Origin of the sequence: Acinetobacter bouvetii (assembly GCF_902753875.1) — a bacterium.
Taxonomy (GTDB): Bacteria; Pseudomonadota; Gammaproteobacteria; order Pseudomonadales; family Moraxellaceae; genus Acinetobacter; species Acinetobacter bouvetii_A.
The window spans coordinates 38,571-62,920 of sequence record NZ_CADDTS010000023.1; the positions used below are offsets into that span (position 1 = coordinate 38,571).

The 24,350-nt window shown below is 40.2% G+C and carries 25 protein-coding genes and 1 pseudogene; 4 read left to right on the plus strand and 22 right to left on the minus strand.

What is annotated here, in order from left to right:
- Positions 1-28 precede the first annotated feature (28 nt).
- On the plus strand, positions 29-850 hold the full coding sequence (gene thiM / locus FB6_RS06235) for a hydroxyethylthiazole kinase (protein ID WP_174559178.1): 822 nt from the start codon (positions 29-31) through the stop codon (positions 848-850).
- A 38-nt stretch (positions 851-888) separates the two neighbouring features.
- Here thiM and FB6_RS06240 read toward each other — a convergent pair whose 3' ends face one another.
- Together FB6_RS06240 and FB6_RS06245 are read right to left on the minus strand one after the other, a co-directional pair.
- On the minus strand, positions 889-1,620 hold the full coding sequence (locus FB6_RS06240) for a hypothetical protein (RefSeq protein ID WP_174559179.1): 732 nt from the start codon (positions 1,618-1,620) through the stop codon (positions 889-891).
- Positions 1,621-1,877: 257 nt separating this feature from the next.
- Positions 1,878-3,404 (minus strand): TerC family protein, encoded by a 1,527-nt coding sequence (locus FB6_RS06245; protein WP_174559180.1) that lies wholly within the window; start codon positions 3,402-3,404, stop codon positions 1,878-1,880.
- Positions 3,405-4,114: 710 nt separating this feature from the next.
- Here FB6_RS06245 and FB6_RS06250 point away from each other — a divergent pair.
- A complete protein-coding gene (locus FB6_RS06250) occupies positions 4,115-4,579 on the plus strand; it encodes a MarR family winged helix-turn-helix transcriptional regulator (RefSeq protein WP_174559181.1) in 465 nt (154 codons plus the stop codon).
- Between the two features lie 115 nt (positions 4,580-4,694).
- A complete protein-coding gene (locus FB6_RS06255; RefSeq protein ID WP_174559182.1) occupies positions 4,695-5,159 on the plus strand; it encodes a MarR family winged helix-turn-helix transcriptional regulator in 465 nt (154 codons plus the stop codon).
- Positions 5,160-5,165: 6 nt separating this feature from the next.
- Here FB6_RS06255 and FB6_RS06260 read toward each other — a convergent pair whose 3' ends face one another.
- The 5 genes from FB6_RS06260 to FB6_RS06280 all read right to left on the minus strand — a co-directional run bounded on the left by FB6_RS06260 (position 5,166) and on the right by FB6_RS06280 (position 11,554).
- The gene (locus tag FB6_RS06260; RefSeq protein ID WP_174559183.1) at positions 5,166-5,825 is read right to left on the minus strand and encodes an SOS response-associated peptidase; all 660 of its coding nucleotides are present in this window, start codon (positions 5,823-5,825) and stop codon (positions 5,166-5,168) included.
- Between the two features lie 399 nt (positions 5,826-6,224).
- A complete protein-coding gene (locus tag FB6_RS06265; protein ID WP_174559184.1) occupies positions 6,225-6,704 on the minus strand; it encodes a hypothetical protein in 480 nt (159 codons plus the stop codon).
- 76 nt (positions 6,705-6,780) lie between these two features.
- Complete coding sequence (locus tag FB6_RS06270) at positions 6,781-8,943, minus strand: malate synthase G (protein WP_174559185.1); 2,163 nt, start codon at positions 8,941-8,943, stop codon at positions 6,781-6,783.
- 358 nt (positions 8,944-9,301) lie between these two features.
- On the minus strand, positions 9,302-10,450 hold the full coding sequence (zapE, locus tag FB6_RS06275) for a cell division protein ZapE (RefSeq protein ID WP_174559186.1): 1,149 nt from the start codon (positions 10,448-10,450) through the stop codon (positions 9,302-9,304).
- 96 nt (positions 10,451-10,546) lie between these two features.
- Positions 10,547-11,554 carry an AraC family transcriptional regulator gene (locus FB6_RS06280; protein WP_174559187.1) on the minus strand — a complete coding sequence of 336 codons (1,008 nt, stop codon included), beginning with the start codon at positions 11,552-11,554 and terminating at the stop codon, positions 10,547-10,549.
- Between the two features lie 391 nt (positions 11,555-11,945).
- Here FB6_RS06280 and FB6_RS06285 point away from each other — a divergent pair, with 391 nt between their 5' ends.
- Entirely contained in the window at positions 11,946-12,854 is a 909-nt protein-coding gene (locus FB6_RS06285; RefSeq protein WP_174559188.1) for a lysine exporter LysO family protein, read from the plus strand.
- A gap of 118 nt (positions 12,855-12,972) precedes the next feature.
- Here FB6_RS06285 and pyrF read toward each other — a convergent pair whose 3' ends face one another.
- The 15 genes and pseudogenes from pyrF to FB6_RS06360 all read right to left on the minus strand — a co-directional run bounded on the left by pyrF (position 12,973) and on the right by FB6_RS06360 (position 24,315).
- Positions 12,973-13,668, minus strand: a complete 696-nt coding sequence (gene pyrF, locus FB6_RS06290) for an orotidine-5'-phosphate decarboxylase (protein ID WP_174559189.1) — start codon at positions 13,666-13,668, stop codon at positions 12,973-12,975.
- Positions 13,669-13,881: 213 nt separating this feature from the next.
- The gene (locus FB6_RS06295) at positions 13,882-14,247 is read right to left on the minus strand and encodes a lipopolysaccharide assembly protein LapA domain-containing protein (RefSeq protein ID WP_174559190.1); all 366 of its coding nucleotides are present in this window, start codon (positions 14,245-14,247) and stop codon (positions 13,882-13,884) included.
- A 23-nt stretch (positions 14,248-14,270) separates the two neighbouring features.
- Positions 14,271-14,570, minus strand: a complete 300-nt coding sequence (locus FB6_RS06300) for an integration host factor subunit beta (protein WP_174559191.1) — start codon at positions 14,568-14,570, stop codon at positions 14,271-14,273.
- A 160-nt stretch (positions 14,571-14,730) separates the two neighbouring features.
- Positions 14,731-16,407 (minus strand): 30S ribosomal protein S1, encoded by a 1,677-nt coding sequence (rpsA, locus tag FB6_RS06305; protein WP_174559192.1) that lies wholly within the window; start codon positions 16,405-16,407, stop codon positions 14,731-14,733.
- A 107-nt stretch (positions 16,408-16,514) separates the two neighbouring features.
- Positions 16,515-17,198 (minus strand): (d)CMP kinase, encoded by a 684-nt coding sequence (gene cmk, locus FB6_RS06310; protein ID WP_117007573.1) that lies wholly within the window; start codon positions 17,196-17,198, stop codon positions 16,515-16,517.
- Positions 17,199-17,216: 18 nt separating this feature from the next.
- Positions 17,217-17,648: an SRPBCC family protein gene (locus tag FB6_RS06315; RefSeq protein WP_106985795.1), complete on the minus strand. Its 432-nt coding sequence runs from the start codon at positions 17,646-17,648 to the stop codon at positions 17,217-17,219.
- A 60-nt stretch (positions 17,649-17,708) separates the two neighbouring features.
- Positions 17,709-18,227, minus strand: coding sequence for a tRNA adenosine(34) deaminase TadA (tadA, locus tag FB6_RS06320; RefSeq protein ID WP_174559193.1), 519 nt, complete (start codon positions 18,225-18,227; stop codon positions 17,709-17,711).
- Positions 18,228-18,231: 4 nt separating this feature from the next.
- On the minus strand, positions 18,232-19,356 hold the full coding sequence (locus FB6_RS06325; protein WP_174559194.1) for an enoyl-CoA hydratase/isomerase family protein: 1,125 nt from the start codon (positions 19,354-19,356) through the stop codon (positions 18,232-18,234).
- Complete coding sequence (gene ung / locus FB6_RS06330; protein ID WP_174559195.1) at positions 19,353-20,066, minus strand: uracil-DNA glycosylase; 714 nt, start codon at positions 20,064-20,066, stop codon at positions 19,353-19,355. Before ung ends, FB6_RS06325 begins: the two co-directional genes overlap by 4 nt.
- Before the next feature lie 49 nt (positions 20,067-20,115).
- A complete protein-coding gene (locus FB6_RS06335; RefSeq protein ID WP_174559196.1) occupies positions 20,116-20,712 on the minus strand; it encodes a 6-pyruvoyl trahydropterin synthase family protein in 597 nt (198 codons plus the stop codon).
- Between the two features lie 130 nt (positions 20,713-20,842).
- Positions 20,843-21,820: a type II secretion system minor pseudopilin GspK gene (gene gspK, locus FB6_RS06340; protein WP_174559197.1), complete on the minus strand. Its 978-nt coding sequence runs from the start codon at positions 21,818-21,820 to the stop codon at positions 20,843-20,845.
- A gap of 11 nt (positions 21,821-21,831) precedes the next feature.
- Complete coding sequence (gene gspJ / locus FB6_RS06345) at positions 21,832-22,542, minus strand: type II secretion system minor pseudopilin GspJ (protein WP_254592203.1); 711 nt, start codon at positions 22,540-22,542, stop codon at positions 21,832-21,834.
- 26 nt (positions 22,543-22,568) lie between these two features.
- Positions 22,569-22,943 (minus strand): annotated as a pseudogene (gene gspI / locus FB6_RS06350) (type II secretion system minor pseudopilin GspI); the annotation flags it as partial.
- A 187-nt stretch (positions 22,944-23,130) separates the two neighbouring features.
- Entirely contained in the window at positions 23,131-23,691 is a 561-nt protein-coding gene (locus tag FB6_RS06355) for a type II secretion system protein (protein ID WP_174559199.1), read from the minus strand.
- A gap of 9 nt (positions 23,692-23,700) precedes the next feature.
- On the minus strand, positions 23,701-24,315 hold the full coding sequence (locus FB6_RS06360; protein ID WP_174559200.1) for a TetR/AcrR family transcriptional regulator: 615 nt from the start codon (positions 24,313-24,315) through the stop codon (positions 23,701-23,703).
- Between the last annotated feature and the right edge of the window lie 35 nt (positions 24,316-24,350).

Below are 24,350 nucleotides of genomic sequence, written 5' to 3' on the forward strand. Positions count from 1 at the left end.
AACTCTCTATCATTTAAGGAATAATCCCATGGATCAAACTTCAGCATTGGTCGAGCAGATTGTTGAAGCATGGACACAACTGCAAACTCAGCAGCCTTTGGTGCAATGTATTACCAACAGTGTAGCCGCAAATTATGCAGCCAATATCTTACTGGCTGCTGGCGCATCCCCGGCCATGATTGATAATCCATTCGAAGCTGAAAGTTTTACCACGATTTCAGCTGCACTCAGTATCAATCTGGGGACGCCGACTGATGCGCAGATGCAGGCAATGCAAATTTCTGCCAAGACAGCGCAGCTTAGCGGTACACCTTGGGTACTGGATCCTGTCGGTTATGGTCCCATATTAAAATGGCGTTCAGACATGGTTGATGAACTATTGCAATATCATCCCACTGTTATTCGCGGGAATGCTTCAGAAATCAGTACCCTTGCCGGCAATCAGGTAGTTTCCAAAGGTGTAGATAGTACACTGGATAGCGCAGATGTTTACCATCAAGCCAAAGTGTTGTTAACCCAAGCCGAATGTATTGCCATTTCTGGCGAGTCTGATTTCATTTTGACCCGGGCACTAGATGCTGTTATTCAAGTCAACGGCGGCTCATATTTACAGCCCAAAGTCACCGCAACAGGTTGCGCCTTGGGGGCATTAATTGCAGCCTATTGCGCTGTCACCTCACCGACTATTGCCACCATTGCAGCACATAGCCATTTTGCCATTGCAGGAAAACTGGCCTTTGAAAAAGCCCAGACGCTGGGACAGTTCAATGTCGCTTTCATGGATTATATTCACAGTTTAAATCCAGATTTAATCCAGCAATATGCAGATATTAAAATTATTGAACTCTAGACTATACTGTTAATCAAACATTTGTACTCAGACCAGACTTAATACACATGACGATCAAACGATAAATTAAAGATCGTCTCTAAAATGGTTTTCAAATCCAGTTTGCAGATACAAAGCAAGCCCATACCATCAAAATAGTCAGGTACATGCTGCATAAAAAAATTGCTATGCGGCGTAGCCTTATTTCTTAATCGTTGAATATGCTTAGGTGTGGTCTGTGGCATCACGTGAGGATAGACAAAAATATCTTCACGACGCTTGCTGACCTCCTGCTTACGTTGCTGCATCAGCTGCAAAACTTTTAAATATTCTTGCGGTATATCCTTACCTACACGTGGAAAAAAATTTTGTGAGCGAGAAGCGAAAAGAGTATAAACCTTGGGCTGTATTACAGTGGGAACAAACCATAATGGTATAGTCGGGTGCCGAATACGATGATTAATCGCAATACGAATTGCAGTTTTCAGGGTTCTATTGCCTTTGCGGTAGGCAGGTAAAATCCCCGCCCGATTACTCACCACAAAAATTGGATTACCCGCTAAAGATAGTTTGAGTATTGGGATAATATTCTGTCCAACGATTTCATTTTTATGATGATAATGAATAACGAGTACTGAAACTGCATCTTTATCATAGACAAAATTATAAATTTCTTCTTCACAAAAATCCGGGAAAATTTGCTGATCAAATTCACACATGGTTTTAAAAAATCGATGTTTTTGTTCAGTTGCCAGTTTTGCAAAATCTATTATGGTTTCTGTAATTCCCATCACATTGTTCCATTTTTCTTATACATATCAATTATTCATGATCTTTGCTTGCATCTCTATCACTTAAAATGGTGATTTAAGCCCCATTTCAGCATTTTTTCATCATGCTTCTTTATGCTGTATGGTTAAATTTCAAAAAATACTGCCATACATTCCCAATAAAAAAGTCCAACAGCTCAAGTCTGTTGGACTTTTCCGATCAGCTAAAAGAATGGATTAAAGATATCCAAATCCTTTTAACTCTCAACCACAATGCCTCAAGGATAGGTAATCAGCACCGACTTAATCCGGTTATCTTCCATTTCAGTCACTTCGAATTGAATTCCACGATATTCCAGTTGAATCCCCAGACTGACCTCGCCATGCGTTTTATCTAAAATTAGACCCGCAAGGCTAATGTAACCCGCCTCTTCTTCAACCAGATCCATCATGCCCAATTCTAGTTCAAGTTGATACACATCCAGCATACCTGAAGCTTTCCATGTATGATCATCAACTTTTACCAAATCCAGCTGCTCATCGGCATCAGGAAACTCACCAGCAATCGCCTCAAAAACATCAAGTGGAGAAATCAGCCCCTGTACATTCCCAAACTCATCACTTACCAATACCAATGAACCTTTTGAAGTCCGCAGAGTATTAATAGCATCTATCACTTTCATTTTTTCAAAAATATAGATCGGACGATGACGTTTGATCAAGGCTTTAAGTTGTTCTTGATCTTCAAGCACATCAAGCAATTCCTTAGCCCGAACAATAGAAAGTACTTTGTCCAAACTGCCACGGCAAACTGGAAACAAGCTATGCGGGACAGACAATACCTGTTCACGAATCTGTTCGGCACTGTCATCCAGATTGACCCAGGAAATCTGTGTTCTAGGCGTCATGATTGAGGCAACGGATCTTTCAGCAAGAGTCAGTACTCCACCAATCATATATCGCTCTTCATCAGCAAATGCTTCTTGAGCCTCAAAGTGCTGGGCACTATCAGCCAGAGTTTCCACTTTACCCCCCATCAATTTCAAAATAGAGTCTGCAGTGCGGTGGCGTAATGGAATTTTAGAGGCATTCTTAACAGCATTGCGTTTTGAAAACTGGTTAAATACTTCGATCAAGATTGCAACACCAATACCCGAATAGATATAACCTTTAGGAATATGGAAACCAAAACCTTCAGCAATCAGGCTGATACCAATCAGCAATAAGAAGCTTAAGCACAGGATCACAACAGTTGGATGGCGGTTCACAAACGCAGTTAACGGTTTAGAGGCAATCAGCATGACAATTACAGCAATCGTTACTGCCGCCATCATCACATAAATATTATCCACCATCCCAACAGCAGTAATGACCGAATCTAGGGAAAATACGGCATCCAATATAATAATTTGTGCTACTACTGCCCAAAAACCGGCATAAACCACGGAAGATGTCGATTGTACTTCAATCTTTCCTTCCATTTTTTCGTGCAGTTCTGTGACAGCTTTATAGACCAGAAATAGTCCGCCGAAGAGTAAAATTAGATCTCGCCCCGAGAAGCTTAAATTTGCTATCTCGATAATCGGCTTAGTCAAGGTAACGAGCCATGAAATGACTGATAAAAGCCCTAAACGCATAATCAATGCAAGTGAAAGGCCAATGATACGTGCTTTATCACGTTGTTCAGGAGGAAGTTTTTCTGCCAAAATGGCAATAAAGACTAGGTTATCAATCCCTAGAACAATTTCTAAAATAATAAGGGTAAGTAAACCAATCCAAATTCCCGGATCCAATAAAAACTCCATTAGTTTATTACTCCGATTTCAAGAATTTGGTTAAAAGCAAATTTAAACCGACACGGCGACGGATCCATATAAGTGACCTTTTCAACAATAGATAATTTATTATGCACAATCTGTAAAATTTGTAATTATATTTTTGTATTTAAAGAGCTACAACTAAGTTCAAAGCTGAAATCTTGTTCACTTTTATCTTTTAATTTAAGTTAAATGCAAAAATACTTTAAAAAAATACATGTTAATCTTTTATTTAACCTAATGCAGTTGAACAGTAACTATAAATAAACTTATGTTTTTTTATTGAATAATATAATTTTTATAAATTGCTTTTAATACCTATAACATGCTCTTCAAAACATTTTACATTCAAACAATTTTTCAAATGCAATATCACAACATCATTACATTCTGACTTAGCTATTTTCATTCGTGTATTTGTTTCGATAGCCTACCTATACTCTGCTAGCAAAAGATTTTAAGTATTAAAAATATCAATTATTTTTCAAATAGATAACAAAAAATATATGCAATCTTTTTGATAAAACATGCGTAATCTTGATTTTTTGTAAGGAAACTTATTAATATAACTTTCCTTATTGCATTATAAGAAACTTGATATATATTAATAATAAAAATGAGTATTGGTTGGCAAATCTAAAAAAAACAGGATGCCCATCAATCCATCAAACTACAACAATGTCCTAGAGGCAATAACCATGACTAAAAAATACAATAAATTCTTACCTTCTTCTGAAGATTTCACTTTAGAAAATTTTCCATACTACTGGGTAACACAAGTTCACGCCCAATATGTGCAGAATGTTGATCATGCCTTAAAAAAATATGGATTAGACAATTCTCGTCGTCGTATTTTACTATCCTTAAAATGCAAACCCCATGCAAGTGTTTCTGATCTTTCTGAAATGGTGGTTTCAAAAATGTCGACCACAACAAAAATTGTTTATCGATTAAAAGATGAAGGATTAGTTGAAACCTACTCTTGTGAAGATGATGCACGTATTACACGAGTCATTTTAACTGATAAGGGACAACAGATGATCATCAAAATTAATGATCTGACAAATGTAGTTTTAGAACAGTCTTTTGATGGACTGACGCCATTACAAATCGAAAAAATGATAGAAAGTTTAAAATTTATTTTTAAAAATTTAGCACGATAATTTATAGATTATAAATCTATAAAAATAAAATTTATGCATTTTTCTCATAAATTTCTTAAAATAATGTTACAATAATAAAATACAAATACAACAATTAATTGGGGAGAAAAACTCAATGACAAAAAAATACAGTAAGTTTTTACCTTCTGGGGAAGATTTTAAATTAGAAGATTTTCCATACTACTGGATTACGCAGGTACATGCTCAACAAGTACAGAATGTAGATCATGCCCTAAAAAAATATGGTTTAGATAATTCTCGCCGCCGTATTCTTGTTGCATTGCAGTCAAAACCGCATGCAAGTGTATCCGATCTTTCAGATATGGTCGTATCCAAAATGTCGACTACAACTAAAATTGTATATCGATTAAAGGATGAAGGCTTGGTGGATACTTACTCTTGTGAAGATGATGCTCGAATTACCCGTGTAGTCCTCACAGAAAAAGGGAAACAAATGACACAGAAGATTAATGATCTCACGAATGTGGTTTTAGAGCAGTCTTTTGAAGGTCTAACACCATTACAAATTGAAAAAATGATGGAAAGCCTTAAACATATTTTCAAAAATTTATCGCATTAATTTTGCTTAATCAAAAAAATTCAGCTGGGGACTGGTTTTTCTGATTATCGCTTTAGGAACATGTGAGCATTCAAACTCAGCCTCCGGAAATCCTTCTACAAAAGAATGAATATCCGGAGAGTTCCAGCCAAGCCATTCATCTAAACGCTCGTGTGGAATTACAATCACTGAGCGTTTAACACTTCCAGGTTCATGAAACTCCTTCATCATAGGGTGATCTATCGCATCCATCGTAATCATGGTTGCTGAACGAACAATTTCATCTCCTAACCGCGCGATCTCATATAACGCTGCGATATAAATCGCATTACCATCTTTACGCCTTACTCCCCAGCGCTGGGGTTTAGAATCAAAATATTTTGACTCATAAAATTCATTGACGGGTATTACTCCAAACTTACACTTCATTATTGCTTCGCTAAAGCTTGGTTTTTGCAGGAGTGTTTCATTTCGGGCATTGTAGGTCTTAAGAGCAATATTTTTATCTTCTGCCCATTTTGGAATTAAACCAAAATGTACCTTACGCCATTCCAAACCCTGATCTGATTTAAACAGCAAGGGCAACTCATAGTTCGGATAGACTTCATCTGGATATTCAAATGGAATATCAGGAAGATTTAAATCCCGTATCTGATCTAGAGTAAGTGGTTTGAAGTTAGCACACATACGATAACATTTAGCAGAGAACACGGCTCATTATAACGTCGTGCCCTTGTTTTTACTTTTACCTCATCGCTGGAAACGTTAACCAATGTGTACGGCTAAATTCTTACAAAATCCACTGTCTATTAAAGCACCGTAGCCCAGAGTTTTTTTACCACTAAATGTGCATTGGCCTGATCTCAATCTAATAGCCTTGCTATACTTCTTTGTATCTACAACCAGCGCAAATTGCAGATTTAATCTGGGCATAAATTTTATTTCAGATCAGACCTATTTTATTCAAACGATTACGTTTGATACCATCACAGAACAAATTCACTTTTGCACGTCATGTTATCTTCATGCAATAAAAAAGCCCCTGCTGAGGCTTTAAAATTTTATAAATCTGTATTTAAACAAAGGTTAGGTATTAACTCGATTCAGTTTTTGCATAGCAGCATATAAGCGCCAATAAACAAAAAAACTAAAAACTGGATCAATACAGGCATCTTTATATAAATTGATTTTTTCCAGTTCTTCTGTGCTCCATCGTTCCGAAAAGCCCATCCAAACAACATCAAGCAGCACGATAACTGCAATAAAAATCACTAAAGTTTTAAGCACTATTGGCAAATACAGAGCAAAATAACGGTTGAGAAATTGCTGTCCATTTTCTCCGCCATTTATCTTAAATATAGCATTAGTCCAGCTAATCAACAGGCCTAAATTTACTAAAAAAACAGCAAAATTCAATCGTACAGGCTGCTCTGGAGTAATCACCACTAAAAAGAATGACAGCAAGATTAAAATGCTGCTTGCAATATAATAATTTTTATATTGTGCCTGTGTGATGCGATTACTTTTTAAGTCTTCAATTAGTTGGTTTACATTCCAAAAATACATACTGTAAATACTCAATTTTTTATATTCTTTATAAATTAAAAAAAGCCTCCGAAGAGGCTTTTTTTAATTTACAGGATTAGTCACCTGTATAACCTTTTAATTTTAAACGTGCAGCATGTAGAAGTGGCTCTGTATAACCAGAAGGTTGTTCACCACCTTTAAATACCAAGTCATACGCAGCTTGATATGCATAGCCGTCAAAGTTTGGTGCCATTGGCGTATACAGTGGATCATTGGCATTTTGCTCGTCCACAATTTTCGCCATGCGCTTGAACACTTCTTCAACTTGCTCAGCCGTTACGATACCGTGACGTAACCAGTTCGCAACGTGTTGTGAAGAAATACGTAAAGTTGCACGGTCTTCCATCAAACCAACGTCGTTGATATCTGGAACTTTCGAACAACCCACACCTAGATCAACCCAACGAACCACATAACCTAAGATACCTTGTAGGTTATTTTCCAGTTCTTTGGTTTTCTCTTCAGCAGTCCAGTTTGTATCTGTTGCTAATGGCGGTGTCAACAAATCATCTAATGATAATGGCTGAGTGTTCAATAATTCTTTTTGACGCTCAGACACGTTGCATTGATGGTAATGGATTGCGTGAATTACAGCACCAGATGGAGATGGAACCCATGCACAGCTTGCGCCAGCTTCTGGATGCTCAATTTTGGTTTTGTACATGTCAGCAAGCATATCTGGTTTTGGCCACATTCCTTTACCAATTTGTGCCTTACCACGTAGACCCGCTTGAAGACCGATCATTACGTTACGGTTTTCGTACGCAGGGAACCAGATTTGTGACTTCACTTCGCCTTTACGAACGAATGGACCAGCTTCCATAAATGTATGGATTTCATCACCTGTACGGTCCATGAAGCCCGTGTTGATGAAGATGGTACGATCTTTCGCTTGAGCGATACAGTTTTTCAAGTTCACAGATGTACGACGTTCTTCATCCATGATCCCGATTTTCAAAGTCTTCGCTGGTAAACCAAGGGCTTGTTCAGCACGCTCGAATAACTCAACAGCAAACGCCACTTCTTCTGGACCGTGCATTTTTGGCTTAACGATGTACATCGAACCTTTACGAGAGTTCTTGTTTTCGTTTTCGCCTTTAATGTCTGCAAATGTCAATAATGGAGTAACTAACGCATCCATAATACCTTCGTAGATTTCAGCACCATCTACAAGAATCGCAGGGTTTGTCATCAAGTGACCAACGTTACGAAGAAGCATTAACGAACGACCGTGAAGAGTCGTTTCACCACCGATTAAGTTTTTGTGAGTACGGTCTTTGTTTAAAGTACGTGTAACCGTTTTACCATTCTTTTCGATAGACTCTGAAAGTGTACCTTTCATTAAGCCTAACCAGTTACGGTAGCCTTCAACTTTCTCTTCAGCATCTACAGCTGCAATTGAGTCTTCCAAGTCTTGAATTGTGGTTACTGCAGCTTCAAGTACAAGATCTTTTACGCCAGCAGCGTCAGTTTTGCCAATTGGGCTGGTTGCATCAATTTCGATAACAACGTGTAAACCATTGTTCAAAAGTACGATTTCAACTGGTGCGGCTTCATCGCCATTGAAACCAACAAATTGAGCTTCTTTCGCTAAAGTCGTCGTTGAACCATCTTTGAGCGTTACAGCTAATTTTTTGCCTTCGACCGCATATTTGGTTGCATCTGCATGCGAACCGTTTGCCAGCGGGAAAGTTTCATTTAAGAAGTTTTTAGCAAATGCGATAACTTTGTCACCACGAACCGGGTTATAGCCCTTACCTTTTTCCGCGCCACCTTCTTCAGAGATGACATCGAAACCGTAAAGTGCGTCATACAATGAACCCCAACGTGCATTCGCAGCGTTTAAGCAGTAACGTGCATTACGCACAGGCACTACCAATTGCGCACCAGCCAATAATGCGATTTCTTCGTCTACATTTTCTGTGCTGATTTGGAAATCTTCTACTTCTGGTAATAAGTAGCCAATTTCAGTAAGGAAAGCTTTGTAAGCTTCGAGTTCAAATTTGTTGTTGCGGTGCCATTCATCAATTTTCGCTTGAATGTCGTCACGCTTAGCCAATAGTGCTTTGTTCTTTGGGCTAAGATCGACAACGACTTGTTCAAAGTTTTTCCAGTAAGTTTCACTGTCTAAACCCGAACCCGGTAATGCTTCATTTTCGATGAAATCGTAAAGTTCTTTAGCAATCGCTAACTTGCCTTTTTGAATACGTGCAGTCATTGTCTTTCCTGATATTGCTACTTTTTATAACAAGAGATTCTAGTATACCGATTTATACCTAGCTGAATAGTACTATCACATTCCTAAATAGTGACCATTTTTCAATAAATAAATATAGCCATCATTCAATAAAATAAAGATCAGGAATGCAACATTATTATCTGCCTGAATACCTTTTTATAGTTTATAAAGTTTTTTAAATGTCGAAATTAGACTTAAGTGCAGAATTTTGCATTAAAACCGCGCAAAAGCCTTATTTCTTTTACTCTCGAGCAAAGATTAAGCCACGAATATCACAAAATGTCGATAAAACAATCAAAGAATTTTTATTAAAAAAGCGCCTTTCGGCGCTTGATATTTAGCTCGCTTCTGAAGCTGAACCTTGTATTTGTCGGTGTTCAGAATTCAGATAATCATCGGACTGCATTTCAAGTAAACGTGAACGCGTGCGTTCAATTTCGAAAGCCAGTTTCTCGCCCTGATAAATCTCAATAATACTGTCTTCCGAAGTGAGCAGCAGCTTGACACCGCGATCATAAAACTCATCGACCAGGTAGATGAAACGGCGCGTGCCTTCAGACAGATAATCTGTCATATGCGGCACATTGCTGACCAGCACGGTATTATAAATATTGGCAATCTCAATAAAATCTGCCGGGCTACGTGGCTTCAAACACAATTCTGAATATTCACACCACAACACATCTTCAGTATGACCAATCGTTTCTACAATACGGTTATTGATGATAATTGGCTCTTGTGACTGGGTTTGAGTTTGCGTTAAGGCAGTGAAACGCTGTGCAATCCAGAGCTGATGTTCATGTGTCAATGGGTGCTTGAACAGTTGCGCTTGCTTGAGCACACGTAAGCGGTAATCTACGCCAGCATCCACATTCAAAATGACACAGTTCTTTTTCACCATTTCAATAGTCGGCATAAAACGGTCACGGTGAATGCCGTTTTTATATAAACCATCTGGCGCAATGTTTGACGTTGCCACCAAAGTAATGCCACGGGTGAACAACTTCTGGAACAATTCACTTAGAATCATGGCATCTGTGACATTGGAGACAAAGAATTCATCAAAACAGATCACCACAGCCTGCTGGTAAATCTGATCTGCCACCAAATCCAGTGGATTTCGCTGTCCCGACAATTTATTCAGCTCGCGATGTACATGCTGCATAAAATGATGAAAATGCATGCGCATTTTACGACGAAACGGAATCGACTCAAAAAATTGATCCATTAACCAGGTTTTACCACGCCCTACACCGCCCCACATATAGACACCTTGCGGTGATGTTTGACGGCGAAAACGACGAAACGCTTTTTTTGATGCTTTAAAGCGCTGAATCAATTCCTGCCAGACACGATCCAATTCATGTACAGCTTGAGCCTGTGCTTCATCCGGCATGAACTGACCAGAAGATAGTGCTTGAGCATAACGCTCCGCAGGTGACAAAGGAGTAAAGGCTGTGCTGTGCTTAGAGTTTAATTCTGACATATCATTGAATACTATTTTAGGCTATTAAAAGTATAGCGAAGATTGAGATGGAATATATAACACTTTGGCATTAATATACTTAGGCTATTTACAAAACTATTTAAAATACTGGCGTGGACTGTATCCAAACCATCTTTTAAAAGCATGATTAAAAGCTGCCGGTTCTGAATAACCAAGTAACTCCGCAATCATTTCTATAGAGTACTCTTTATATTCAATCAACCTTAAAGCTTTGTCTTTAATCAGTTGTTCACGAATCTGTTTATAACTGCTTTGCAATTGTTGCAATTGATGCCGCAATGTCCGTTCTGGAATCTGTAAGGCTTGGGCAGTTTCTGCCATGGTCGGCATAACACCCTGCTGTAATTCCAAGTAATCCTGTACCCGCTGTACCAATGAAGGCACCGGCTCATCTACCTTTAATCGCTGCAATTCGGCCATGCATTTATTTTCATAGATTTTGAAAGTCATTTGATCTGTCGATGGAATTTGCACACTTAACAATGCCTGATCAAACCAGAAGGCTGCACAAGAACAACCAAACTGTAAATCAGCACCATAATATTCATGATACTTCTCTAAAGATTGCTGATCTTTAGGCGCTGCAAATGGCAATTCAATATGCATGTGAGGAATAGGCAAACCCATCATCTGATAAAGATCCCGAATAAATTTATAGCTTCCAGAAATCTCACATTGTGCTTGCAGCAATCCCAGATCACTCTTTAAATCTTGAGGGAAGTAACACAAAGCCACCAGATCTTCTTGATATTTCAGACTTAAAGATCCGGTTAAATAAGTTAAGGCCTGAAAGTGAATACCCTGCTGCAAAGCGATATGCAGATTATCACTGGCGACCAACAGCATCAGCAAGGGACCGTAGCCCGCAAGTGTATAATGCTGCCCAATCAATAAACCAACTTCTGGTGCAACGCCTTCGCCTATCACTTTCAGCACATCCCGTTCCAGACCAGGATAAATCGTTGAACTTGGATCCAAAGCTTCTGCGCGCAGCCCAATACTTAAAAGCTTATGATCAACCGGTACTCCTGCTTTACGCATACCTTGAACCAAATACATCAAGCTGAGTACTGATCGTTTCATAACACTTTCAAAAAAAGATAACCCTTAATTTTTACTATAATTTTTTACCCTTGCAAATTGCCGAATCTATCAATTTTCTGGATATAACTTTGTGCGAACAGCTAATCTCTACCTTCCATATTTCAATAGCCAAAAATAGAGGTTAAACAGACGGAATACGTGATGGATTAAATCCATATGCGCAGCTTACTAAGCACATAGACTGGTACACTTACCCTTTACCCCCTTATGAAAATTTACATTCCAAGCTAGTCATATCAATGTCTTTTGGTCACAGAATAGACCATTTAATATTCTGGCTAATCATCCTCTAAATTAAACTGCAGGAATTACTGCAGGCTCAAGGTTTAATCGTCATAATACACAGGTATTTATTAATCTTTATTATCCTATGCAATCCTTTTGGTTGATTTTCCAGTTACTCATTTGTTTGGTACTTGGATTTGTCTTGGCTAGACGTTTACCGCAATGGTTAGAACGCATTGCCTTTAAAATTCTGCCCTATTTTACTTATATCTTACTCATTGCAATTGCCATTGAGTTTACCCAAACATTGCATACCATTGCCCAACCTTGGCAAATTTTGAATCATGCTGCACTTTTAGCCTTTTTGACCAGCATAGGCGCATTTATCTGCTGCTATGTATTATTCAAACTTTTAGGCTACCAGCCTAGTCATGGCAAAGTCTCTATGAGCTTAGTCAGTAAGTCGCTTATTAATATCAGTTATGCTTTTATTGCTCTTGGAGTGGGTTATACACTCTCTGAATCTGTCGCAAACCTAGGCTACACCTTGCACCTGAGTACATGGCATCTATTGTTGGTGTTCATGTTCTTGATTGGTTTGGACCTTGCCTACTCACCACTAGACAGATCCTGGTTAAACTGGAAAATTTTATTGGTGCCTTTGGGTTGTATCCTTGGGTCACTAATGGGTGCATTTGTTACAGCTACACTCATTCAAGATATCAGTTTAAAAGATCTGATTATGCTATCCCAAGGTTATGGTTTTTATTCCATGACTGGGATTGTAGTGACTGAACTCAAAAATGCGCATTTAGGCAGTATTGCGCTGATGAATGATTTGTTTAGAGAAATCCTAGCGATTGTGTTTATGTATATTATTGGCTGGCGTTACCCACGTTCTGCAATTTCTTCAGCAGGTGCAACAGCGATGGATGTCACCCTGCCAATGGTGAAACAGGCTTGCGGTAATGACTTTATTCCGCACGCGATGGTGAGTGGTTTTATTCTTTCTGTACTTGCGCCAATTTTAGTGAGTGTATTGGCGGCCTTATAAAAATCGCTCCTTGCGCAGCAGTGCTGCTCACCCTTTAACAAAGGCAGGAAGTCCCCCTTTAAAAAGGAGGGATTTCTCCTCTCTCCCTTTGGGAGAGAGTTAGAGAGAGGGCGAATACTTACAACGTCGCCAAAATATCTTTCAAAGTCTGACGCGGATTTTCTGATTTGGTAATTGGCCGACCAATAACCAAATGTGTAGAACCATCTATCATTGCTTGTTTCGGTGTCACAATACGTTTTTGATCGTCCGCAGCAGAACCCGCTGGACGGATACCCGGTGTCACCAAAGCAAATTTAGAGCCCAAAGTTTCACGCAGCATTTTCGCTTCTTGAGCTGAACAAACTACACCATCCAAACCACTGTCTTGAGTAAGTTTCGCAAGACGCTGCACCTGTTCAAATGGCTCAATATCCAAACCAATATCTTTTAAGTCTTCACGCCCCATTGAAGTCAATACAGTCACTGCAATCAGCTGAGTAGGATAGTTTCCAGCCTTCAGTCGCTCCACACAGGTTTCCATCATCTTGCGTCCGCCAGATGCATGAACGTTGACCATCCATACACCAAGGTCTGCTGCTGCACAAACAGCTTGAGCTGTAGTATTTGGAATATCATGGAATTTCAAGTCCAGAAAAACTTCAAACCCTTTGTCATGCAATGCCTTCACCACACTTGGGCCTTCATGAGTAAATAGCTCTTTACCAACTTTCACCCGACATAATGCAGGATCCAATTGTTCTGCAATCGTTAACGCGTCATATTGGCTTTTAGCATCCAGTGCAACAATGATACTCAAGAGACTTACCTTCACTCAGACAAAAAATTGAGCTTATTATAAGAGTTATTCCAAGCTTTCACAAAGCGATAAAACCATGTTCATTCAAGTTATTATTTTAAATCTCACGTACAGAATTAACGTATAAAAAAACACCCTGAAGAAATTTCTTCAGGGTGTTTCAAAACTTTTAAACCTTTGGTTTTAAACTGATAGAGTTAAAACCTAAAATAATACCCAAATCTGACACTATAAAGGATTAGACGATCTGTCTTCCGGATGGATGTCTAAAACCGTTTTTTCATGTCTGCTATGGGCTGCTGCCTCAGCTGCTGCCAGCTGTGCAGCTTGTATTTGTTCTTTGCGAAGATGTTCAATGTCTTTACGTAGTCGTTTAATTTCCCAGTTATTTTGAAATACCCGAAAAATTTGTACCCCTAACAACAAACCTAATACCACACCTAAAGCCAAGGTCAATAATAATAACAGACCCAAACGCATTGCCGGCACCTGAGTAAACAACAGGTCAACCGTAAGTTCGGTACCATTTTGTAGTACAAGGGCTAATGAATAGCCAAAAAGTACTATTAATAATGCGACTAAAACGTAACGCATAAACACCCCATAATTTTTTATGACTATGCAGATTCGTTTACCGCATCACGTAATGCTTTACCAGGTTTAAAGTGCGGAACTGCTTTAGCAGCGACCTCAACAGATTTACCTGTCTTAGGATTACGACCCACACGTGGATCACGGTGATGCAAAGCGAAACTACCAAAACCACGAATCTCAATACGATTATCAGATGATAACGCGGCTATCATTTGATCAATCATAATTTTAACAGCTTCTTCAACCAAAGGCTCTGCTAAGTGTGGATTTTTTAGGGAAATCCGCTCTATTAAGTCAGACTTATTCAGTGCTTCCGTAGTCATCTGCGACCTCTTTAATTATCAAGCTACTTTGTAGATGATCCGATAATAACCTGTTTAAATACAAAACGGTAGCGTAATAAGTTAATACTACGCTACCGTTTACAGTATTTGTGTAAAAAGTATTAGTTAATTTACATTAACAATACAGTTTAACGCCTACTTAGTGGTTCATTTGAGCTTTGATCAAATCACCAATAGTCTTAGGACCATTGTCTTGACCAGTAGTTGCTTGACGTAAGTTAGCAACTGCTTCTTTCTCTTCAGCTTCGTCTTTCGCTTTGATAGACAAGTTGATAGAGCGAGATTTACGGTCTACATTAATGATTTTAGCTTCAACTTCTTGACCAACTTCAAGGAACTTAGTTGCATCTTCAACGCGGTCGCGGTTGATTTCAGATGCTTTAAGAGTCGCTTCAACTTCGTCAGCTAACTTAACAGTCGCGCCACGAGCGTCAACTGCAGTTACAGTACCTTTAACAAGCGCACCGCGTTCGTTAGCAGCCAAGAAATCGTTGAACGGATCGCTGTTCATTTGTTTGATGCCAAGGCTGATACGGTTGCCTTCAGCGTCTACAGACAAGATAACCGCTTCAACAGTGTCACCTTTCTTGTAACGACGGATAGCTTCTTCGCCTTGTTCGTTCCAAGAGATGTCTGACAAGTGAACTAGACCATCGATACCGCCAGGTAAACCGATGAAGATACCAAAATCAGTGATTGATTTGATAGTACCTGAAACTTTTTCGCCTTTGTCGTGGTCTTTAGCAAACTCTTCCCATGGATTAGCACGAGTTTGTTTGATACCAAGAGAAATACGACGACGTTCTTCATCAACTTCAAGAACCATAACATCAACTTCGTCACCAATCTGAACTACTTTAGATGGGTGGATGTTTTTGTTAGTGTGATCCATTTCTGAAACGTGTACTAAACCTTCAACGCCTTCAGCGATTTCAGCGAAACAACCGTAATCAGTAAGATTAGTTACGCGCGCTTTAACGATAGAACCTTTAGGGTAACGGTTCATGATCGCTAACCATGGATCTTCGCCTAATTGTTTAAGACCTAAAGATACGCGGTTACGTTCGCGGTCAAATTTAAGTACTTTAACAGTAACTTCTTGACCAACTTCAACAACTTCTGAAGGGTGCTTGATGCGTTTCCAAGCCATGTCAGTGATGTGAAGAAGACCGTCGATACCACCAAGGTCAACGAATGCGCCGTAATCAGTAAGGTTCTTGATAGTACCTGTAACTGTTTGACCTTCTTCAAGCTGAGCAAGAAGAGCTTCACGGTCAGCTGAAGATTCAGCTTCCATAACAGCACGACGAGATACAACAACGTTGTTACGTTTAGCATCAAGTTTGATTACTTTGAATTCTAACTCTTTACCTTCAAGGTGAGTAGTGTCACGGATAGGACGAGTGTCTACCAAAGAACCTGGTAAGAACGCACGAACTGGACCGATGTCAACAGTGAAACCGCCTTTAACTTTACCAGAGATAACACCAGTAACGATTTCGCCGTCTTCAAAGATTTTTTCAAGTTTAGTCCAAGTTTCAGCACGTTTAGCTTTTTCACGTGATAAAACTGTTTGACCCATACCGTTGTCAAGAGCTTCAACAACAACGTCAACAGTATCACCAACTTGAACTTCAAGTTCACGTTGGTCGTTTAGGAATTCAGCGCGGTCAACAATACCTTCTGATTTAAGGCCAGTGTCAACTGTTACCCAGTCAGAGTCGATGCTTACTACAACGCCTTGGATGACAGCACCCTTTTCAACGTTGAGGTTTAATTCGCTTTCTTCAAAGAGGGCTGCAAAAGATTCGGTCATGATATTTCCGATAAGTCAGCGGTCTTGGATCAGACAAGGCCGGTTTAATTAAGCGTCTACATAGTCCATATTGAACTGATCAAGCTATGCTTCTGCTGAAAAATTCTTTAATTTGTTAATTGTTGATCGACATAATTTGTCATCAACTTGAATACATCATCAATGCTTAAATTAGAGCTATCGATAATATACGCATCCGAAGCAGGCTTGAGTGGCGCGACTGTGCGCTCCATATCTCGTTTATCGCGAGCTTCGATATTAACTAAAATGTCGTTTATTTTAGCATCCAGCCCCATCCCCTGCAACTGCTTTACACGACGCTGTGCACGAGATTCAGCCGATGCCGTCAAATATATCTTGGCTTGCGCCTCTGGAAAAATTGAAGTGGCCATATCACGACCATCAGCAACCAAACCAGGCGCTTGAGCAAATGCATGTTGACGCGCCAATAAAGCAGCTCTAAGTGCAGGAATTGCTGCAACTTTTGAAGCATACTCTCCCACGCGTTCAGTACGAATCTGTTGTGTTACATCAACTGATTCTAGTAATACCGTCATGCCAGTTTGAGTTGTAACAAACTGTATGTCTAAATTTGTTGCAATTTGGGTACAGGCTTCAAGTTCTGTATCTAACTTTTCAAGCAAGCCTTTATTAAACAATGACAGCCCCAGCAATCGATACAGCGCACCTGAATCCAATAAATGATATTGGTAATGCGACGCCAGTTTTGCCGCTAATGTGCCTTTACCCGAACCACTTGGCCCATCAATCGTAATAATATTTACTGTCATTGCCTTTTCCGCCATTCCCTATACAGTTTTTGCGAGTTTAGAAAAACCAAGTTTAATCGCTGATTTAAGCTGTGCAAGGATTAATTTACTGACAAAAGGTGCACGTGCTTGTAATTCAATCGTATAAGTCACTAAAGTTTTCTCACCATCAACGCGCTGAAATTGAATCACGCCCAAATGATGCTTCACCAATGGGTTTTTAATAATTTTATATTCAATGCGTGAATTCGGCTCAAGCAGTGTAATTTGCTCTTGGAGTGGCTTAACTGGGCCAAACCCCATACGACGCACAGACCCAACTCCATCCGGACGCTCAGGATCTGCTGAATCTTTCACACGCACAACCTGCACTGGCGCAAAAGCCACGTTATAAGTTGCATGTTTAGACAATAGTTCAAATACCTGTTCTACTGGCGCATTAAATTCTTTTTGTATGGTAATAGAGTTCATAGTAGATCCTAAAAGTTATTGTGCTGTTTTATGAAATAGAAATAGCAAATATCATACGCTTTAGCCTTGATCATTTAAGGCCTTTTCTTGTAATTTTTGCTGTCTTTTCTGCTCACGACGCATTTTAAAAAACAGGCTGAGTTGCTCTGAACATTCGCTATGCAAAACACTCTGCTCAAATGCAAAGACATGATTGTAGTAACCCGTTTCAAATAGTCTACGTGCACTGACCAGAGAACCGGCTTTGGGTTCTGTTGCCCCAAAGACCACTCTGGATACACGCGCATGAATTAATGCTCCAACACACATGGTGCAAGGTTCTAAAGTGACATAAAGCACCGAATCGTCAGGCAACCGATAATTATTCAAATGCGCACAGGCTTGGCGCAAGGCCTGGACTTCCGCATGTGCCGTCGGATCACTTAAAGAGATTGGGGCATTATAGCCTGCCCCAATAATTTTATTTTGACTAACAATTACCGCACCGACTGGAATTTCCTGTTTTGATGCCGCAATGGCAGCTTGCTCATAAGCAAACTGCATCCAGTATTCATCAGTCAATTGTGTTGCATCAGTCATAGATTTAGCTAATGATTCCATAATGTTTTAACAGATCATTCCAGCTTTGAATATTTGTTACCGGAGGACAGTCAGATAAAATTGCCTTTAAAGAGCAATCACTGCCTTTTTTCCATTCTGGAGAAAGATCCTTATCTACCAACCGAGCACGAACACCTTCCACAAAGTCAGGATGGCGAATCTTCCAGTCAGAAATTTGCGTTTCCAGTTCAAACACTTCATTCCACGAATGAACATGTTTACCCCATTGCCATAACAACCACGTTAATGCAGCAGTCGCTGGAGAACCCTTTTGCAGGTTTTCACTGGCTTGACGCAACCAGTCACTGCGCGCATCACTTAAGCCAATAATCGATTCGTAGTCATGTTCAAAACTCACCCCACGGCAAACACTTTGAATGACATCCAATGAGTTCTGCAATGGCCCCGGACCAACCGGACGGTGCATACTGTTCAGCGTATCATCAATGGCGCGGTAATCCCCTGCAGGATAATGCCCCCAGTCAATATTGAGGACTTTTTCCAGCACGTTATCACGCTGTGCATCGCAAATATGAGTCGCCCAGCCAATACCATAAGCACCCGCAGAGGTCATGATTGACCCCGTCAGACCGGTAAACAAACCAATGGCACCACGGTCTGCCAAGAAGCGTGTCGCCCCCACATCCGGATATAAACCAATATTGATTTCAGGCATTGCCAACCGCGAATAAGGTGTCACCAAACGAAACGGTGCAGCCATAAACAAGCCCAATCCACCACCCATCACATAACCTTCACCCCAAACCAGGACAGGCTTGGCATAATTATGTAACAGCAAATCTAAAGCATATTCTTGCTCAAAGAATTTATTTGCAGTATCTACTTCATCATTAATCACCAACTGACGAAGTTTACGGACATCTCCACCAGCACAGAACGCTTTCGGTGTAGTTGAATCGAGCCAAATCGCTTTTACGGCGTCATCGTATTGAAAATCTTGAAACACTTCCAGAAGTGCCGTAACAATGGATTCATCCAAAGCATGTAGAGATTTCGGGCGATTCAGACGAACGATGCGCCAGCCATTTCTTGCTTCTTCTACAATAAGATCAGGATGATAAATTTTTAATTCAGGAGATTGTGTCATGCGTCCAGCTGCCAATTTATAGGCTCAATGCCATTTTGTTTCAGATAATTATTTGCCTTGGAAAATACTTTACAACCAAAAAAACCACCACGATTTGCCGACAATGGAGAAGGATGTGCAGCCTTTAAGACCAAATGTTTGTTTTGATCAATACGTTGCCCTTTTCGTTGTGCATACGCCCCCCACAGGATAAACACAATATGCTCACATTGTTCATTCAGCACATCAATTACATGATCAGTAAAATCTTCCCAACCTTTCTTTTGATGTGAAGTCGGTTGACCCGCTTCAACAGTCAATACGGCGTTTAACAGTAACACGCCTTGCTCTGCCCACCGAGTTAAGTCCCCATGTTTTGGAATAGAAAGACCCAGATCTGTATTTAACTCATGGAAAATATTACGTAAAGACGGCGGTAATGCAACCCCTCTTTGTACAGAAAAACTTAAACCATGTGCCTGATTTGGTCCATGATAAGGATCTTGACCAATAATCACGACTTTGACGCGATTCAATGGTGTTGTATTTAAAGCATTAAAAATCAGTGAACTAGGTGGATAGATCACTTTTTCTGAATGTTTTTCAGTAACAAGAAACTGTTTTAAATCATCCATTTTAGTACTGAGCAAAAAATCGCTCAATGCACTCTTCCAGCTTGCATCCAACTGAATTTTATCAAGTTTAGCTTGCTGCTGTTCCGTTAAAAACATATAACTTCCTAATTCTTTAGCATCATGTCCAGTGATTGTTTAAATATCTTTAAATTTGAACTTGCAGATCAACCATTGGGTTTTGAAATTTAATGCCTTGTTGTAATTTCTCATACATTGACGGATCAGCCCACTCTATCTGGACTTGTTCAGAGAATACGATTTGTTCCAAACTCAATGCACCCATTTGGGCATTTTCTATATCTTCAATAAAACTTTGCGCATAACCGGTATCGGTTTCATGCACAATCACCGAGTAAACTTCAACATCACCTTCCCCATTTTGGGTAATGGTCGATGCAAGTACCTGTTGTGCCAGGAAGAAAAAAATACGTGAAAACTGCTCTGCTGATGGCGAAACCGGTAAGGAGACCCAGCGTGCACTAAATTTTTTACATGCTGTAATATAGTCCGCATCATCATGTTGCCAGAAGCAAATGGCATGATCAAAACTGTCAAAAATATCCTTGATCACGCCTTTTAATAATCCAAAATCATAGACCATTTGACCATGATCAAGCTTCGAAGCCTTAAGCAATAATTCAACCTTATAGCTGTGACCATGAATCGAACGCTTACAGCGATCCGATGTGCAATTTCGCACAATATGAGCATTTTCAAACTTAAATAACTTACGAATTAACATGTGCCGTGATGCAATCAAAAATCTGTGAATTAAAATTAATTATAAAGCAAAAGTGAAAGTCTGCGCATTTATTTTCCTGTTCAAGCTGATTGGCAAAACATATCCTGCACAAACAGACTAAATTCAAGACTTATTGAGTGGGTTGCTGTAACGGATTAAAGGGTGCCATACTACGATAAATTACCGATACAGTTTGATCCTTACGCAGCAAGTCCGTGCTGAACTGGCGCTTACGCTCACTTAACAACACTTCAATTTTGGCCTTAAAGTAATTGGATTGCACACCTAACAGATCATTGACCGCATTCCGATTCTCGTCACTGACCTGACTAAACGGCTCAATGGCCCAAAGTTCATTCAGATTGGAGAAATGCTCCAATTTGGCCTGACGCTGCTGTATAGCCTGTTGCACCTGATTAATATTCAGTTTGGGATCCAGACTCACCAAGACCATGGCCGGTGCGGTATTGATATTCACCTTGCTGTCAGAGGTCGGAACTGCAGTCACATAATCAGCAATTTGCAGATATTTTTTTCCTTCAAAACCACGTACCAGTTTAAGTTCTTCTACACTATGAAATTTCTTGTTAGGTGCCAAATAACCTTGCGGCAAACCTTGATAATAGCTGGCTTCCGCTCCCATTGCGCCAATGGTTTCATCATCAGCATCCTGCCAATCAATGACTGCCTCACTCAGCTGTTCAGGCAACCCCACACGCAGCAAAAGCTTTTCAAACCATGCTTTGGCCAGCGGATTGGGGGTACCATCGTCATTCACCAAACTGTTTAAATTGAATTTTCCAGATTCATCCTGCAAAACTCCAGATACATATCCATCTTCGACAGGAAATGCCGGCATAGGTTTGGCCCAATTTTCTTGCAGATGATCGACCTCACCGGCATTTTCAGCATCATCAACCAAAAGTTCTGAAAAAAAGGCTTCTGCACTTTTGGCATACAGCAATGACTGATTTTGACGCATCAGATAGGCGGTATTTTCCGCAGTATTGGCCTGACGTTTAGCAATTGTCGCAGCAAGAATCGTAGCCAATGCCACCATGACCAAAATTGTGATTAAGGCAATGCCCTGATGCTGCTTCCTGCTCAATTGTTTTAACCTTACGAAGTTGGATTGTTTAAATTATTATTTGAATTGCTGTTCTGATTAGTATTTTGCTGTCTTAAATAGTCAGTATTTAACAGGCTAAAAATCCATTCATAGGCCACCCCTTTCACTGTTAATTTCATTTTAATCCCTTTGGGTAACAGCTGTGTTTGCGTATCATCATTTAAGTCCACTTGACCATCTGGCCATGTGGCTGTTTCATTGGGATTCAAGGCTACAGTGTCAAACTGCTCGACATCATTTAACAACACACTAGATTCAGGTTGATCTCGACCATTGCCATTTAAATGACGATATTTCAAACGATAGAGTTTTTTCTCATCTGCACGATATTGATACTCTACCCGCTCATCAGGGGACATACCCTGCTGTAAAGGATCAGTAACTCCCGTTTTGCTAAAATTAAAACGACCATTTTGCAAAACCAAAGCAGGTTGAAGCTCATGATTAATATTGGCATTTACAGGCACAGCTTGCACGGTATCTCGCAAAATTTGCTGATAGGCTTCTTGTAATTGACCTAACTGCAGCTCATGCTCAGCATTACGATCTTTAACTTTAATCATATAATCAAAGACTTTCCACCCCAAAGCTGAAAGTACAGCAAAGATAGCAATTGCGACCAGTAATTCTACCAAGGTAAAGCCTAAGGCAAGATTCTTTTTCTTCGTGTAAAATGAAGTTCTCTGTAGCAAGCTTAGCATTTGATTTTTTTTATTTTTTTCTTGCATCAAACTTTGGCCTTATAGTTAAAAAATACCAAATGCGTCACTCCAGATTCAACCTTGCCCGTTTCGTTATTCAGCAAACTAACCTGTACTTCTATACGCTGTACATTAGGACTAATGGTCGATTGCGCCGCTTTGTCAATTTGCCAGCTTTCACCTTGCTGAGTGACTTGCTTGGACTGAGTTCCCTGCAACCATTCCTGATTGATTTCCATCAGGGCAACTTCATTCAATGCCACAAATTGTGCTTTGGTTCTTAAAATGGCATTCGATGTCGCCTGAGTGTATTGCATGGCCACTTTGGTAAAAGCAATCGCAGCTGTCGCAAAAATTGCCAAAGCTACCATCACTTCCAATAAGGTAAATCCTGAGCAGCGATGAGTGAAACGCTGTTTTACCGCTGCGCAAGACGAAGAGCTATGCTCGGAGTGAAGATTAAATCGAGTAACACTCGACCTGAGAGGTGCTTCCTCGCAAGAAAGTCCAAAAACTGTGTTTGAGGAGCAGCGATAAGTAAAACCTTGTTTCACAGCTACACGAGACGAAACACTCTGCCCAAAATCTCTAGCGTTCATTGATTTTACCTAAATGGTCAATTTCGATTTCTGCACCTATCGGACGCTGTTCGAAATAAAATTGAATACGGACAGGTTTGGCTTCCCCGTTGCCCAACCACACCAGTTTAGGGGCATTTGAATTCAGCAAATCGTCATTATTGGCATTTTCATAGGCTTGATCGAGCGGCTGCACTTGAAAACTGACCCGCTCTGGCAAACTGCGCTGCTTAAATTCAGCATACGCTTGCCATTTTTTATTTTCGGACAGTATAGGGTTTGTTGTTGAGGGCTGAGATGACAGCAGATATTCAAGCACCCCATAACGAAATGGTGAAACATCGGTCGCATTTTGGACATCCAAAGCGAAAATACGGGCCTGATCGGTGGATTCCCGGTTCAGCCTGCGCAAATCCATTATAAACACTTCACGCGCCTGCATGGCCTTACGCTGATCTACCCCATTGATATTGCTTAAAATTAAGGATGCCATGATCGCCATAATCACAATAACCACCATCAACTCTATCAGGGTAAAACCACGAATGGATGATGATTGCGCTGACTTCATGGCATACCTTTAAGCAAACTGTTCGGTAGAACTCAGTTGTTTCGGCATTGCTAAGGCCTGATCAATATAAGCCACGCGTAAAGTGTCGCGTGAACCTAAATAGCGCTGGTAAAAGCTCGAATTCAGGATTGCAGCTGCACCAAGGGTTAGCGCCCAAATCGATGCCAGATAGTCCCGAACCGTCATATGGCTCTGGATGCTTTCAAGATAGTTTTCCGTCATCCGAATGATGATGCGCAAGCGGTGCTTTCTGACCTGATACAGCTCACTAAATAACAGATTGATGCCAATACCGGTCGTGGACAGCCGCTCCTCGATCTGATGGAACAACACTGTCCGTTCAGGATGATGCAAATGGTGCAGCATAAAGAAAGCCAGATGTTCAGGAAAGGCTTTCTCGGAATCCTTAATCATCTCTAGCAACATGTTCTCATTACGGATAATAAGCAGCATATACAACTCATCTTTACTCTGGAAATGCTTATACAAAGTTCCCTTTGCAAGATCGAGTTCTGCGGCCAACGCATCAAGCGTCATCCCTGATTCGCCATTTTCTAATAACAGTTGCTCTGCAACCTGAAAAATTAACGCTTCTCTTGCTCGAAACTGAGCCTGACGATCCATCTTCACTCTGTCACTCTCTTTTGCGCTTAGACCAA